This window comes from Micromonospora sp. L32 (genome assembly GCF_052068055.1).
GTDB classification, from domain to species: Bacteria; Actinomycetota; Actinomycetes; order Mycobacteriales; family Micromonosporaceae; genus Micromonospora; species Micromonospora purpureochromogenes.
In genome coordinates this window covers 21,090-35,260 of sequence record NZ_JBQHDD010000017.1, presented here as the reverse complement: position 1 = coordinate 35,260, position 14,171 = coordinate 21,090, and the positions used below count along the sequence as shown (strand labels likewise).

The window sequence follows — 14,171 nt, the reverse complement described above, 5'->3', positions numbered from 1 at the left end:
GTGGCGTGCCCGGACGGCGGCCGGCGACAATCGCCACGTGATCGAGTCGAAGTCTTCCCGCACCGTCCCTGTCGCCGCGGCCATCGCCGCCGGGCGACAGCGGCCGGTGCCGCGGCGACTGCGACCCGGTACCCGCCGCCATGGGTGACGCGCTGCTCGCCGGCCTGCTCGCCGGCTACGGGGTGGCGGTGCCGGTCGGGGCGATCGCCATCGTGGTCATCGGGCTCACCGCCCGTACGTCGTTGCGGGTCGGCGCCGCCGCCGCCCTCGGGGTGGCCGCCGCGGACGGCCTCTACGCCGCGCTGGCCGTGCTCGGCGGCGCGGCCCTCGCCGGCCTGGTGCGCCCGGTGGCGACCCCGTTGCGCTGGGCGGCCGTCGTGATCCTGCTCCTCCTCGCCGGGCAGCTCGCCGTGGGCGCGGTGCGCCGGCACCGTCGCCCGCCCGGCCCGGCGCCGGCCGAGCGGGGTCTGGCCACGCCCGGCCGGGCCTTCGCCGGGCTGCTGGCGCTCACCCTGCTCAACCCGATGACCATCGTCTACTTCGTGGCCCTGGTGATCGGCCGGCAGGCGTCCGGTGGCTGGACGCCCGCCGGCCAGGTGGTCTTCGTGGCCGCGGCGTTCGCCGCCTCGGCGAGCTGGCAACTGCTGGTCGCCGGCGGCGGCTCGCTGCTCGGCCGGCTGCTCACCTCCGACCGTGGCCGGCTGGTCTCCGCGCTGCTGGCCAGCGCGCTGATCGTGCTGCTGGCGCTGCGGATGGTCTGGTGAGCCGGCCGGCTCAGTGCGGGTACACCTCCAGTTCCCAGAGCGAGAAGCCGTAGGAGGTGGCCCGGGTCAGCCCGACCATCCGCACGTAGCGGGCGCTTGTCGCGGCGAACCGGTCGTTGTCGGTGCCGCCGTCCCCGGCGGTGGTGGACCAGACCGTCCGCCAGGCGACGCCGTCGGTGGAGACGTCGATCCGGTACGACCGGGCGTGCGCCGCCTCCCAGCGCAGCACCGCGCGGGCCACCGGCCGGACCGCACCGAGGTCCACGGTGATCGACTGGTGGTCCGACCAGCCGCTCGACCACCGGGTGCCCGGATCGCCGTCCACCGCCCGGCTGGCCGGGAGGAAGAGCTGGCTGCTGGAGGCGGTGACCGGGCGGCCGGCGGCCAGGTTGGTCAGGTCGTCGCCGCGGCGGGCCGGGAAGGACACCACCTGCTGGTAGGTCGGCCGGTTCTGCCAGGCGATCACGGGCTGCTTCAGCCCGCCGAGCGGGGACTGCACGATGGCGTCGGCGCACCACTGGTCGCCGGCCGCGCAGCTCGCGTCGCCGGGATAGACCTCGGTCGCCGGCCGGGCGGCGGCGCCGCGCAGCGTGTCCAGCAGGATCTGCCGGCAGGTGGCGAGGTCACCGCCGCCGCAGTACCGGCAGTCCGACCCGCCGGGCACCGGCTCGCCGAGCACGGCCCGCAGGTCGGCGTCGACGTACCCCCACCAGCCGTACTGGAACGACGAGCCCTTGTGCCCCTGCGCCTCGTTGGCCGAGGTGGGCAGGGTGGACTCGTCGCCGCGCTGCTGCCCGGACGGCGACTCGTTGATCTGCATGGCGTTGACCAGCGCCTGGTACAGCTCCGGGCCGAGGGGTGCCTTGAACTGGCCGTTGACCAGCAGCGGCCACCAGGCGTCGAAGATCCGGATCGCGTCCGCGTGCCGGTACACCTTGGCGCCGGGGGCCGTCTCGACCCGCAGTGCGCCGTCGGCACGCCAGGCCCGGAGCTTGCCCACCACGGCGGCCAGGTCGGCGTCGGTGACCGGCTGGCTCTCCAGCACCCGGATCAGCTCGTCGAGCACCTCGGCGCCGCGCAGGTCGGTCAGGCCGGCCCGCTCGACCAGCGAGGTCAGCGTGGCCCGGTCGAAGGTGCGCCCGTCCGCCAGCGCCGCCCGGATCGGCCGGTCCAGCAGGTTCGCCCGGTGCACCGGACCGAAGCTGAAGTTGCCGTCGGCGGCGCCGAAGTCCTTGGCCTGCTTGTTGTTCCAGCTCACGTAGTAGTCCTGGTCCACCGAGTACGGATGCTCGGCCAGCGGTTGGTACGCGGCGGTGTTGGCGACCGGGTCGAAGTCGCGCCACTCGTACGCCGGGTCGGCCTTCATCGGCAGGTTCGGGTCGGACCCGGCCGCGCGCACCGGGTTGAGCCCCGAGTTGGCGTACGCCGCCTGGGTGGAGTTCACGTAGAACCAGTTGAACGCGTACCCGATGGTGCCGGCGGACTCGCGGAACGCCGCGGCGTCGCCCATCGCGGCCGGGTCGTTGAACATCTGGAAGCCGATCGCCGAGTCCGCCTCGTGCCGGTAGGTGGAGCGCAGGTGGGTGAAGGCGTGCGGCTGGCCGCCCACGGTGCCCCGCCAGGCGACCAGGCCGAGCGCGGTGCGCCGGGCGACCAGCCGGTACGACCCGGCGGCGGTGCCGTCGGCGAGGGTGGGCCGCCAGGCGTTGACGTGCGAGATCTCCTCCATCGGCTGGCACCGGCCCCGGTAGCGGTAGTGGTTGCTGGCCAGGGTGGGTACGCTGCCGTCCACCGTGCACAGCGGCAGCGCGTAGGTGTCGGTGATGTCGTGGGCCGACGAGGTGGCGCTCCAGGCGTAGTCCTGGCCCCGACCCAGCAGCACGTAGAGGTTGAGCCCGGCGAAGGCGGCGCCGCGCGCGCTGATCCCCGGTCCCTGCAACTCCTGCACCATCAGCAGCTGGGGTGAGAAGTAGCCGGTCTGCGGGCCGAACACGGCGATCGGGTGGCCGGTGGCGGAGTGCTCGGCCGAGATCACCGCCGCGTTCGACATGCCCCGGTTGGCCCGGCCGATGGTCAGCCCGGACAACGCGGCGGCCAGCTCGGACGGCCCGCCGGTGGCCGCGCCGGTGGCCGCGCCGGTGGCGTCGCTGACGACGGGTTCCATCCGGGCCGAGCCGCCGTCCGGCAGCATCACGCTGGACGCGTTCGCGGGAGCGCCACCGTACGGGAAGCTCTGCCCGTCGTGCAGGGTCAGCACCGTCTCCGGGTTCTCCTGGCTGCGGAAGGCGGTCCAGACCCGGTCACCCTCGACCACGCCGTAGCGGGCCCGCGCGGCCAGCCGGACCAGCGCCGACTGCATCTCGTTGCCGCCCCCGCCGCCGAACAGCCCGCCCACCACGCCGGCGATGGCGATCAGGTCGGTCATCCGGAAGGGCTCGGGCCCGCCGGCGTTGGTGACCGCGTCCAGGTGCCCGGTGAGCACGTACTCGCCGGGGCAGTTGCGGTGCGCCATGCAGTGCCCGATGTAGGCGTTGATACCGGCGATGTACTCCTGCACGTCGGCGTAGAGCTGCTCGCCCCGGGGGCCCTTGCGCCGCAGCGCCTCCACCTGCGCCGCCAGGTCCGCCTCGGTGTACGGCGAGTTGCGCCAGACGCTCTGCTCCAGCGCCCGGTTGCCGGGCGCGCCCCCGGCGAACGGGGTGAGGGTGCCCCGTCCGACGTGGCGCAGCAGGTCGATGGTGAACAGTCGGTCCTCGGCGCCGGCGTAGCCGGCCCCGAACATGGTGCCGCCGCGGGTGCTGCCGGTGACGTGCGGGACGCCGGTCGCCCGGTCGCGCACGATGGTCACGTCGGCGCGCGGCGAGTAGCGGCGCTCGACCTGATCGGCCGGCACCCCGAAGCCGGCGTCGTTGAAGAACGCGCCGAGCTGGTCCTCGCGCAGCCCCGCGTAGCCGTAGACCAGGTCGGCGTACCGGCCGAGCTGGTCACCGGCGTGCCGGGGCAGGGTGCCGAGGGTCTGGTTGGCGAGCACCTCGACGAGGGTGGCGTTGCCGTTCTGCCCCGGCGGCAGGATGTCCGAGCACTCGCCGAGACAGTGGTCGCCCGCGGCGAAACCGCTGGTGGTGGCGTTGGTGGTGGCGTTGGTGGCGGCGGGCGCGGCGGCGGCCGGGGCGGTGGGGGAGACGGTGAGCAGGGCCGCCGCGGTGACCGACGCCGCGGCGGCGGCGGTCAACCGGCGGGCGACGGCGCGGCGGGCGGGGTGCGGTGGGACGGGACCGCGTGGCTGCATGGGTACCTCGCAGACGGAGGATGGATCCGAGAAACATTCGGTTACCGGATGGTAAGCGTTCATCGATGCCCATGAAAGGCCCGGAGTGGGGTGCCGCCCGTGGTCCGGCAATTCGGTACCGTTCGGCCATGACCAGTCGACCCGCAGCCGGGGGTGGCCGGTGGGTCGAGGTCGACCCGACCCGCGTCGCCCGCTGGGTCGAGGGCTTCGCCGACCGGCACGGCCCGCCCACCACCACCCTCACCGGGTACGGCCTGCTGCTCGCCGCCCCGGACGGCGCGACCGCCGAGCTGCACACCCCGCCCGGGGCGTCGCCCACCCGGGACGTACCCGAATTCGTGGCCGCCGCGGCCGAGCCGCGCCGGATCGGCCTGCTGCTGGCCCGCAAGGGCGCGGTGGCGGTCGGCATCGCGGTCGGGGAGGACCTGGTGGTCTCCAAGGTGGACACCCGCTACGTGCAGGGCCGCACCGCCGCCGGCGGGTGGTCGCAGCAGCGCTTCGCCCGGCGGCGGGACAACCAGGCGAAGGCGGCCCTCGGCGACGCGGCCGAGCTGGCCGTACGGCTGCTGCTGCCGGAGGCGGCGACGCTGCGCGCGCTGGTCTGCGGCGGTGACCGGCGGGCCGTCGACACCGTGCTCGCCGACCGGCGGTTGGCCCCGCTCGCCGCGCTGCGGGCCGAGCGGCTGCTCGACGTCCCCGAACCCCGGCACGCGGTGCTGGTCGCCGCGATCGCCGCGGCCCGCGCGGTGCGGATCCTGGTCCGCGACGCCGCGCCCGAAGCCGACTGAACCGCTGCTCGGTGTGGCGTGGCCAACTCGTTGCGTTCCGGCCGCTAGCCTGCGGAAATGGCCGCACGCGAGGGGGCCGTGCCGGCGGCGCGGGGCACGACGACGACCGAGACCGACCGGATGACGGCGTTCAGCGACGGGGTGTTCGCCATCGTCATCACCCTGCTGGTGCTGGAACTTCGCCCACCGGCGTACGAATCCGGTGGGCTGCTCGACGCGCTCCTGCACGAGAAGGCCGCCTATCTCGCCTTCGTGATCTCGTTCGTCTACATCGGTGTGCTCTGGCTGAACCACCACGCGCTGCTGCTCCTGGTCGGCCGGACGAACCTCGCACTCAACTGGATCAACCTCGCCCTCCTGCTCGGCGCCGTGATCATCCCGTTTCCCACCGCGGTGCTCGCGTCGGCATTCGCCCAAGCGGGCACCGCCGACCAGCGGGTGGCGGTGGTCCTGTACGCACTGTCCGCCGCGCTGATGTCGGTGCCCTGGCTGGCCTTCTTCGCCTACCTGGAACGCCATCCCGCACTGCTGGCACCCGAGATCTCCCCCGAGCACCTGCACGCCCAACGGGCCCGCCCCATCACCGGCATGATCCTCTACGGCGGCAGCGCCGCAGTCGGCTGGTTCGTCAACCCCGTAGTGGGCCTGATCGGGATCATCGTCATGATCATCTACCACGCCGTCACGAGCCAGGGCCTCAGGCGGCGCAGTCACCGGCGGCTGTTGGGTCGACGGCGAACCTGACTCGACGAAAGCCATGCTGGCCGGACGCGGCCGGAACCGGTGATCCGAAAACGCCACAGCGGCCGGTGGGTGGGGAACCCACCGGCCGCCGCCGGATGCCTCGGACCGGGGCGGTCAGAGGCTGCCGCCGAAGGTGTCGCAGGACTTCGGGTCGCCGCTGTCGTAGCCGCGGCTGAACCACTCCTTGCGCTGCGCGGAGGAGCCGTGGGTGAACTCCTCCGGGTTCACCGGGCGGTTCGCGCGCTCCGAGATGGCGTCGTCGCCGATCTTCTCGGCGGTGTCGATCGCCTGCGCGATGTCCTGCTCGCTGACGCTCTTGAAGATCTTCTGGCCCTTCGCGTCGGCGGTGCCGGTGGCGTTCTTCGCCCAGGCGCCCGCGTAGCAGTCGGCCTGCAGCTCCAGCTTCACCGACAGCGCGTTGGCGTTGTCCGGGTCGCGCTGCTGCTGGCGGCGCATCTGCGCCTCGGTGCCGAGCAGGTCCTGCACGTGGTGGCCGTACTCGTGGGCCAGCACGTACGGCTGGGCGAACTCGCCCTCCGCGCCGAGCTGGTCGGCCAGCACCCGGTAGAAGGTCAGGTCGATGTAGACCAGGTCGTCGGCCGGGCAGTAGAACGGGCCCACGCCGGAGTCGGCCTGGCCGCAGCCGGTGTTCACGCCCTGGCTGAAGAAGACCGTCTTCGACGGCCGGTACTGCTCGCCGAACTTCTCCGGCAGCGCGGCCTGCCAGTAGGCCTGGATCGAGTTGACGTACGCGGTGTTGCGGCAGTCCAGCTGCTGGAGCGCGTCGTCGGCCGAGCACTTCTGCTGCAGCGACGTGTTGTCGCCCTGCTCACCGCCGCCGCCGTTGGTCGCGGCGTTCAGTCCGAAGCCGCCGCCGACCAGCGCGACCAGTACGGCGATGATGATGCCGACGATCCCTCCGCGACCGCCGCCGACCGGGATGGGGATGCCCATCCCGCCGCCCCCGCCGGACCCTCGCCGATCGTCCACCTGACTGGTGTCGATCTGCGCGTTCTCGTTCAGCTCCATGTTGACCCCGATCACCGATTCATCACGTTTGGTGGTTGCGGTACCGGACCGGGTCCGGACGGCGTTTCGGTACCCGATGATCTTGCTCGGTAATCCGGGCGGGGCGCCGAAGCCGGCCCGGTACACTTGCCTCGTGCTGCTCTGCGAAGGCTGAACCGCCCCGCGCCGACGGTCCATCGGGCCCGCCGGCCGTTTCGCGTGCCCTGAGTCAGCCCTTCCAGACCCCGAGAGCGAGTACCGGAAAATGATCACTGCCACCGGCCTGGAGCTGCGTGCCGGCGCCCGGATCCTGCTGTCCGACACCACCCTGCGGGTGCAGCCCGGTGACCGGATCGGCCTGGTGGGCCGCAACGGCGCCGGCAAGACCACCACCCTGAAGGTGCTGGCGGGGGAGGGGCAGCCGTACGCCGGCCAGATCGACCGGCGCAGCGCGATCGGCTACCTGCCGCAGGACCCGCGTACCGGCGACCTGGAGGTCACCGGGCGGGACCGGGTGCTCTCCGCCCGCGGCCTGGACGTGCTCATGGCCCAGATGACGGAGATCGAGGCCAAGCTGGCCGACGACGCCGACGACAAGCTGGTCCGCCGCTACGGCGCGCTGGAGGACCAGTTCGCCGCCCTCGGCGGGTACGCCGCCGAGGCCGAGGCGGCCCGGATCTGCGCCAACCTCGGGCTGCCCGACCGGGCGCTCGCCCAGACCATCGGCACCCTCTCCGGCGGCCAGCGCCGCCGCATCGAGCTGGCCCGGATCCTGTTCCGCGACGCCGGCGAGAACGGCGGCGGCATCCTGCTGCTCGACGAGCCGACCAACCACCTCGACGCCGACTCGATCACCTGGTTGCGCAACTTCCTCGCCAACCACAAGGGCGGCCTGATCGTCATCTCCCACGACGGCGCGCTGCTGGAGTCGGTGGTCAACAAGGTGTGGTTCCTCGACGCCACCCGCTCGGTGGTCGACGTCTACAACCTGGGGTGGAAGGCGTACCTGGAGGCGCGGGAGACCGACGAGCGGCGCCGCCGCCGCGAACGGGCCAACGCCGAGAAGAAAGCCGGCGCCCTGATGGCCCAGGCCGACAAGATGCGGGCGAAGGCCACCAAGACCGTCGCCGCGCAGAACATGGCCCGCCGCGCCGAGAAGCTGATCTCCGGCCTGGAGGAGGTGCGCGTCTCCGACAAGGTGGCGAAGGTGCGCTTCCCCACCCCGGCGCCGTGCGGCAAGACCCCGCTGACCGCGACCGGCCTCTCCAAGTCGTACGGCTCGCTGGAGATCTTCACCGACGTGAACGTCGCGGTGGACCGTGGTTCCCGGGTCGCCATCCTTGGGCTCAACGGCGCCGGCAAGACCACCCTGCTGCGGATGCTCGGCGGCCTGCTCACGCCGGACACCGGCGAGGTGCACGCCGGGCACGGCCTGCGGCTGGGCTACTACGCCCAGGAGCACGAGACCCTGGACGTCGAGCGGACCGTGCTGGAGAACATGCGGGCCGCCGCCATCGAGCAGTCCGACACCGACCTGCGCAAGATCCTCGGTGCGTTCCTCTTCTCCGGGGAGGACGTGGACAAGCCGGCCGGGGTGCTCTCCGGCGGCGAGAAGACCCGGCTCGCCCTCTCCACCCTGGTCTGTTCCGGGGCCAACGTGCTGCTGCTGGACGAGCCGACCAACAACCTCGACCCGGTCAGCCGGGAGCAGGTGCTCGACGCCATCGCCAACTACCCGGGCGCGATCGTGCTGGTCACCCACGACCCCGGCGCGGTGCTCGCGCTCAAGCCCGACCGCGCGATCCTGCTCCCCGACGGCGACGAGGACGCCTGGAGCGACGACCTGCTCGAACTGGTCGAACTGGCCTGACGGGCCCGTCCGGCGCCGCTGTCGTCGCCCGCCAGCATGATCGACTCCATGACGGCGACGTGGCGGTGTCGGTAGCGTCCCGACCCCGCCACCTCGCCGTAACGGGGTCGATCACGGCGGCCGGACGGGGCCGCGCCCGACGGGCGGGCTCAAATGGCCCCAGGGCGGTCGCGACCAGCGCGCCGATGCCCAGGTACTGGCCCGCCACGATCCGCCAGGGCCGGGGCCGGCCGGTGGCGCGGGCGGCCACGAAGAGCACGGTGAGCACGACGATGTCGTCCACGTTGGTCGTGGCGAACACCAGGGCCGCGCCGGCCGCGGCGGTGAGCGGGTCGGTGACGCCAGGCAGGGTACGGGCCGCGTTGCGGGCTCCGACCGGCCCCGGCGCGCACGTCCTGCGGGGCCGGTCGGAAGGATCACTCTATCGGGAAGCTGACATCGCATAGCGTGTCGGTTGGCGAAGAGTTGATATCTGGCGCATGATCGTTCGAGGCGGTCTAATAGGTGGGACCGTATCCGAACCGCACAGTCTGGGACGTGAGGAATCAGCATGGCAGCCACTGGCACAGCCACCAGCACTGAGAAGGGTCGCCGGATCGTCGGAGCCGAGCGTCAGACGCTCGCCAAGGACCTGGTAAAGCGGTACACCTCGGGTGAGAGCATCCGCGCGCTCGCGGCCTCGACCGGACGTTCCTACGGGTTCATCCACCGGGTGCTCACCGAGTCCGGCGTCCAGCTGCGGCAGCGCGGCGGCGCCCGGCGCCGCAAGAAGGCGTGACCCGCCCACCAGCGTCGTCCATCAGCGTCGTGTTCCGGGCCGTCCGGTGACCGCCGAGACGACCGGGGTACGACTCGACTGCGACGGGCCGGTGGCGACGGTGACGTTGTGCCGGCCCGACGTGCTCAACGCCCAGATCCCGGCGATGTGGCGCGCGATGAGCGACTTCTCGCGGGATCTCCCTGGCGACGTGCGCGTCGTCGTGGTGCGCGGCGAGGGGCGGTCCTTCTCCGCCGGCCTCGACCTGTCGGTGGCCGGAGCGTCCGGGCCGGGTTCGTTCGCCGAGCTGGCGACCCTGCCCGAGCAGGAGTGCGCCGACCGGATCGCCGAGTTCCAGGGCGGCTTCAGCTGGCTGCACCGCCCCGACGTGATCTCCGTGGCGGCCGTGCAGGGGCACGCCATCGGCGCCGGCTTCCAGCTGGCGCTCGCCTGCGACCTGCGGGTGCTCGCCGAGGACGCCAAGCTCTCCATGGCCGAGGTGACCCTGGGCCTGGTGCCCGACCTCGCCGGGACGAAGCGCCTCGTCGAGCTGGTCGGCTACTCGCGGGCCCTGGAGATCTGCGCGACCGGCCGGCGGATGGACGCCGCCGAGGCGGACCGCATCGGGCTGGCCACGCTGGTGGTGCCCACCCCCGACCTGGACGGCGCGGTACGGGACCTCACCGCCGGGCTGCTGGCCAACAACCGCGACGCGGTGGTCGAGATCAAGGCGTTGCTCGCCGGCGCGGCCGGCCGCTCGCACGCCGACCAGCAGCGCGCCGAGCGGGAGGCGCAGACCCGCCGCCTGCGCGACCTCGCCGGACGGGGAGAATAGTAAGGACCGTTCGGGAAGATCCGGGTTACTACTGAGGTTGTCGTAGTCGTCGGGAGAATCGAACCCGACGGTGCGCGCTGCCGCAGATCCCGGAGGTGACCGATGTCCAACCCGATGTCCGGTGGGGGCATGGCCGGGTGGAGCATGCTCCGGTCGATGCGCAGCAGCGACGAGGTCTCCGCGCACCGGCTCAAGCGGGGCACCGCCCGGCGGATCGTCGCCTTCGCGGGGCCGTACCGGCGGGACATCGTCGTCTTCCTGATCACGGTGGTGATCGCCGCGATCATCGGGGTGGCCACCCCGGTGCTGGCCGGAAAGGTCATCAACGCCATCACCCGGGGCGGCGCCGAGGCCGGGGCGACCGTGGTCCGCCTGGCGCTGGTGATCGCCGCGCTGGCGGTCGCCGACGCCCTCTTCTCCCTCGCCCAGCGGTGGTACTCCGCCCGGATCGGCGAGGGGATCATCCTCGACCTCCGCACCCGGGTCTACGACCACGTGCAGCGGATGCCGTTGCAGTTCTTCACCCGCACCCAGACCGGCGCGCTGGTCAGCCGGCTCAACAACGACGTGATGGGCGCCCAGCGGGCGTTCACCTCCACCCTCTCCGGGGTGGTCAGCAACGTCATCCAGCTGGTGCTGACCGCTGGGGTGATGTTCACCCTCTCCTGGCAGATCACCACGCTCTCGCTGGTCCTGCTGCCGATCTTCATCATCCCGGCCCGGCGGGTCGGCAAGCGGCTGGCCGAGATCACCCGGGAGTCGTACAACCTCGACGCCAAGATGAACGCGACGATGACCGAGCGGTTCGGCGTGGCCGGGGCGCTGCTGGTCAAGCTCTTCGGCTCGCCCGAGATCGAGGCCCGCCGCTTCGCCGGCCGGGCCGAGCGGGTCCGCGACATCGGCATCCAGTCGGCCATGTACTCGCGGACGTTCTTCGTGGCGATGCTGCTGGTCGCCTCGCTGGCACAGGCCCTGACCTACGGGCTCGGCGGCTGGCTCGCGGTCACCGGCGCGGTCAGCGCCGGCACCGTGGTCACCCTCGCGCTGCTGCTCACCCGCCTCTACGGCCCGCTGACCGCGCTGTCCAACGTCCGGGTGGACGTGATGAGCGCGCTGGTCTCGTTCGACCGGGTCTTCGAGGTGCTGGACCTGCGCCCCGGCATCGAGGAGAAGCCGGACGCGGTGCCGGTGCCGCGCGGCAACGGGCGGGTCGAGTTCCGCGACGTGCGGTTCCGCTACCCGGCCGCCGCCGAGGTGTCGCTGGCCTCGCTGGAGGAGGTCGCCACCCTGGACCGTACGGTCAACGAACCGGTGCTCAAGGGCGTGTCGTTCGCCGTCGAGCCGGGTCAGATGGTGGCCCTGGTCGGGCCCTCCGGCGCCGGCAAGTCGACGCTGTCCATGCTGATCTCCCGGATCTACGACGTCACCGACGGCGAGGTGCGCGTCGGCGGCGTGGACGTCCGCGACGCCACCCTCGCCTCGCTGCGCGACGAGATCGGCGTGGTCACCCAGGACTCGCACCTGTTCCACGAGACGATCGCCGAGAACCTGCGCTACGCCAAGCCGGACGCCACCGACGACGAGATCTGGGCGGCGCTGGCCGGCGCGCAGGTCGCCGACCTGGTCCGGGCGCTGCCCGAGGGGCTGGAGACGATGGTCGGTGAGCGCGGCTACCGCTTCTCCGGCGGCGAGAAGCAGCGCATCGCCATCGCCCGGCTGCTGCTCAAGGCGCCGTCGATCGTGATCCTCGACGAGGCCACCGCCCACCTGGACTCGGAGAGCGAGGCCGCGGTGCAGCGGGCGCTGGCGGTCGCGCTGACCGGGCGTACCGCGCTGGTCATCGCGCACCGGCTCTCCACCGTCCGCGACGCCGACCAGATCCTGGTCCTCGACGACGGCCGGATCGTGGAGCGGGGCCGGCACGAGGAGCTGGTCGCGGTCGGCGGGCTCTACGCCGAGCTGTACCGCACCCAGTTCGCGGTCGCCGACTCGCCGGCGCCGTACGCGGCGACGGAGCCCGAGCCGGTGATCACCACGGTGCCGCTGGGCACGTACGTCGCCCAGGAGGCGCTGCCCCCGGCCGCAGCCAACTAACCGGCGACGGCCGCCCGCAGCTCTCCGAAGGCCGCCCCGAGCGTCTCCGGGGTGAAGTGCGCGTTCAGGCCGCTCGGGTTCGGCAGCACCCAGAGCCGGGCCCCGGCCAGCGTCTCCGGCTGCGGGCCGAAACCGGCCTTCGGCCGGGCGAACCCGATCCGGTACGCGGTCACCCCGACCACCGCCACCCAGGCCGGCCGGTAGTGGGCGACCTTGCCGGTCAGGACCTCCGCCCCGGCCACCAGCTCCGCCGGGGTCAGCTCGTCGGCGCGGGCGCTGGCCCGGGCCACCATGTTGGTGATGCCCAGGCCGAGGCCGGGGAGCTGGTCCTGCTCGCTCGGGTGCAGCTGGCGTGGGGTGAAGCCGCCCCGGTGCAGGGCCGGCCAGAAGCGGTTGCCGGGTCGGGCGAAGTGCCAGCCGGTGGCCGCCGACCAGAGCCCGGGGTTGATGCCGACGAAGAGCACGTCCAGCCCGGGCGCGATCAGGTCCGGGACGGTCCGGTCGGCCGCGGCCGCCAACTCGTCCTTCGTCGGCCGTCCCGCGCCGGAGGCTCCCCGCGTCGCGCCGGAGGCCCCTAGCGTCGCGTCCGGCTGCGCGCCGGCGGGCGGCCGACCGGACGTCGGCCCCGGCCGCCGGCCGGACTGGTGGCCCCGAGGCCCGGACCCGGCCCGGGCAGCCGGGCGACCCGGCCGGGCACCGGCCGGGTCGTCGGAGCGGTCGGCGGGGCTCACAGGCCGCGCAGCGCGCCGCCGTCGACCGGCACGGTGACCCCGGTGACGTAGCTCGCGGCGGGGGAGAGCAGGAACGCGGCGGCCCGCCCGAACTCCGCGGGGTCACCGATCCGGCGCAGCGGGATGCCGGCCTCCGCCTCGGCCCGGGCCGCCTCGGCGTCCCCGGTGGCGGCGAAGAGTTCCCGGTTGCGGTCGGTCATGATCCGTCCGGGCAGCAGGCCGAGCACCCGCACGCCGCGCGGGCCGTACTCGTCGGCCATGTCCTTGGCCACCCCGGCCAGGCCGGGACGCAGGCCGTTGGAGATGCCGAGGCCCGGCACCGGGCCGCGGGCCGAGGTGGAGAGCACCAGCCCGATCGCGCCGCCGTCGGTGAGCGCGCCGGCCACCGTACGGGCGGCGCGGACGCTGCCGAGGAAGACCGTCTCGAAGGACTGCCGCCACTGCTCGTCGGTCACCTGGGCGGCGGTGCCGCGGGGCGGGCCGCCGACCGAGACCAGCGCGCCGTCCAGCCGGCCGAAGTGCTCCCGCGCCGCCACCACTAGCCGCTGCGGCGTCTCCGGGTCGGCCAGGTCGGCGGTGAGCCCGATGGCGTGCCGGGGACCGCCGAGCCGCTCGACGGCCTCGGCGACGCGCTCCGGGGCGCGGGCCGAGAGGACCACCCGCGCGCCGTCGGCCACGAGGCACTCGGCGGTGGCGAAGCCCAGGCCGCGGGAGGCGCCGGTCAGCACGTACACCCGGTCGGTGAGTCCGAGATCCATGCCGCCGATCCTGCCGTACCCGCCTACCGGCCGCACCGGGTGGGCGGTCAGCGCCGGGCGGGGCGCAGCAGGCGTACCCGACCGGCGAGCTGCACCGCGACGGCGCCGCCGGCGCGGGCGACGGCCGGCAGCCGGCGGGGTCGCGGCGGGTGGTGCCCGTCGTAGCGGCTGCCCGCCTCGCGGGCGACCAGCTCCTCCGCGCCGAGCGGGGGCAGCGTGCCCCGTTCGCGCAGCGTGCGGGCCAGGTCCCAGCCGTCGCGCAGCGAGCCGTTGCTGGGGCGGTCGGCCGCCCACTCGCGGAAGGTGTCCCACCAGGCGTCGCCGAGGGCGGCGGCGAGCAGCGGCCAGTGCCGGGCCACCTCGCCGGCCCGCTTGCCGAGCAGGGCGACCCGGGCGGCCCGCACCGGCCCGGGCGCGAAGCCGGCCGGGAGCGGCGCCCCGGCGACCAGCGCCGCCACCAGCGCCGCCTGCCGGGCGCTCAGTTCGCCGCCCGGCCCATCGTCGGGCGGACCGGCGACCGTCCGGTCGCTCAT

General features: G+C 73.7%; 12 protein-coding genes. 7 read left to right on the top strand and 5 right to left on the bottom strand.

The window, feature by feature from the left end:
* Window positions 1-140: 140 nt before the first annotated feature.
* Window positions 141-764: a LysE family transporter gene (locus tag ACTMTB_RS29825; RefSeq protein WP_441149484.1), complete on the top strand. Its 624-nt coding sequence runs from the start codon at window positions 141-143 to the stop codon at window positions 762-764.
* Window positions 765-774: 10 nt separating this feature from the next.
* Here ACTMTB_RS29825 and ACTMTB_RS29820 read toward each other — a convergent pair whose 3' ends face one another.
* Window positions 775-4,053, bottom strand: a complete 3,279-nt coding sequence (locus ACTMTB_RS29820; RefSeq protein WP_441149483.1) for a penicillin acylase family protein — start codon at window positions 4,051-4,053, stop codon at window positions 775-777.
* A gap of 128 nt (window positions 4,054-4,181) precedes the next feature.
* Here ACTMTB_RS29820 and ACTMTB_RS29815 point away from each other — a divergent pair, with 128 nt between their 5' ends.
* Window positions 4,182-4,841, top strand: a complete 660-nt coding sequence (locus ACTMTB_RS29815; RefSeq protein WP_441149482.1) for an acVLRF1 family peptidyl-tRNA hydrolase — start codon at window positions 4,182-4,184, stop codon at window positions 4,839-4,841.
* Window positions 4,842-4,898: 57 nt separating this feature from the next.
* Window positions 4,899-5,585, top strand: a complete 687-nt coding sequence (locus tag ACTMTB_RS29810) for a TMEM175 family protein (RefSeq protein WP_441149481.1) — start codon at window positions 4,899-4,901, stop codon at window positions 5,583-5,585.
* A 114-nt stretch (window positions 5,586-5,699) separates the two neighbouring features.
* Here the strand turns inward: ACTMTB_RS29810 and ypfJ are convergent, their stop codons facing one another.
* A complete protein-coding gene (gene ypfJ, locus ACTMTB_RS29805) occupies window positions 5,700-6,614 on the bottom strand; it encodes a KPN_02809 family neutral zinc metallopeptidase (RefSeq protein ID WP_441149498.1) in 915 nt (304 codons plus the stop codon).
* 244 nt (window positions 6,615-6,858) lie between these two features.
* Between ypfJ and ACTMTB_RS29800 the strand changes: the two genes are divergently transcribed.
* The 4 genes from ACTMTB_RS29800 (at window position 6,859) to ACTMTB_RS29785 (ending at window position 12,149) form a co-directional block, all read left to right on the top strand.
* Window positions 6,859-8,463, top strand: a complete 1,605-nt coding sequence (locus ACTMTB_RS29800; RefSeq protein WP_280840736.1) for an ABC-F family ATP-binding cassette domain-containing protein — start codon at window positions 6,859-6,861, stop codon at window positions 8,461-8,463.
* Between the two features lie 550 nt (window positions 8,464-9,013).
* The gene (locus ACTMTB_RS29795) at window positions 9,014-9,241 is read left to right on the top strand and encodes a helix-turn-helix domain-containing protein (RefSeq protein ID WP_007462679.1); all 228 of its coding nucleotides are present in this window, start codon (window positions 9,014-9,016) and stop codon (window positions 9,239-9,241) included.
* A 46-nt stretch (window positions 9,242-9,287) separates the two neighbouring features.
* The gene (locus ACTMTB_RS29790; RefSeq protein WP_441149480.1) at window positions 9,288-10,055 is read left to right on the top strand and encodes an enoyl-CoA hydratase/isomerase family protein; all 768 of its coding nucleotides are present in this window, start codon (window positions 9,288-9,290) and stop codon (window positions 10,053-10,055) included.
* A gap of 114 nt (window positions 10,056-10,169) precedes the next feature.
* Window positions 10,170-12,149: an ABC transporter ATP-binding protein gene (locus tag ACTMTB_RS29785; RefSeq protein ID WP_358009880.1), complete on the top strand. Its 1,980-nt coding sequence runs from the start codon at window positions 10,170-10,172 to the stop codon at window positions 12,147-12,149.
* Here ACTMTB_RS29785 and mug read toward each other — a convergent pair.
* From mug to ACTMTB_RS29770, 3 genes are all read right to left on the bottom strand, one after another.
* Window positions 12,146-12,667, bottom strand: a complete 522-nt coding sequence (gene mug / locus ACTMTB_RS29780; RefSeq protein ID WP_441149479.1) for a G/U mismatch-specific DNA glycosylase — start codon at window positions 12,665-12,667, stop codon at window positions 12,146-12,148. The genes ACTMTB_RS29785 and mug overlap by 4 nt on opposite strands.
* A gap of 209 nt (window positions 12,668-12,876) precedes the next feature.
* Window positions 12,877-13,638, bottom strand: a complete 762-nt coding sequence (locus ACTMTB_RS29775) for an SDR family oxidoreductase (protein WP_441149478.1) — start codon at window positions 13,636-13,638, stop codon at window positions 12,877-12,879.
* A gap of 47 nt (window positions 13,639-13,685) precedes the next feature.
* A complete protein-coding gene (locus tag ACTMTB_RS29770) occupies window positions 13,686-14,171 on the bottom strand; it encodes a hypothetical protein (RefSeq protein WP_441149477.1) in 486 nt (161 codons plus the stop codon).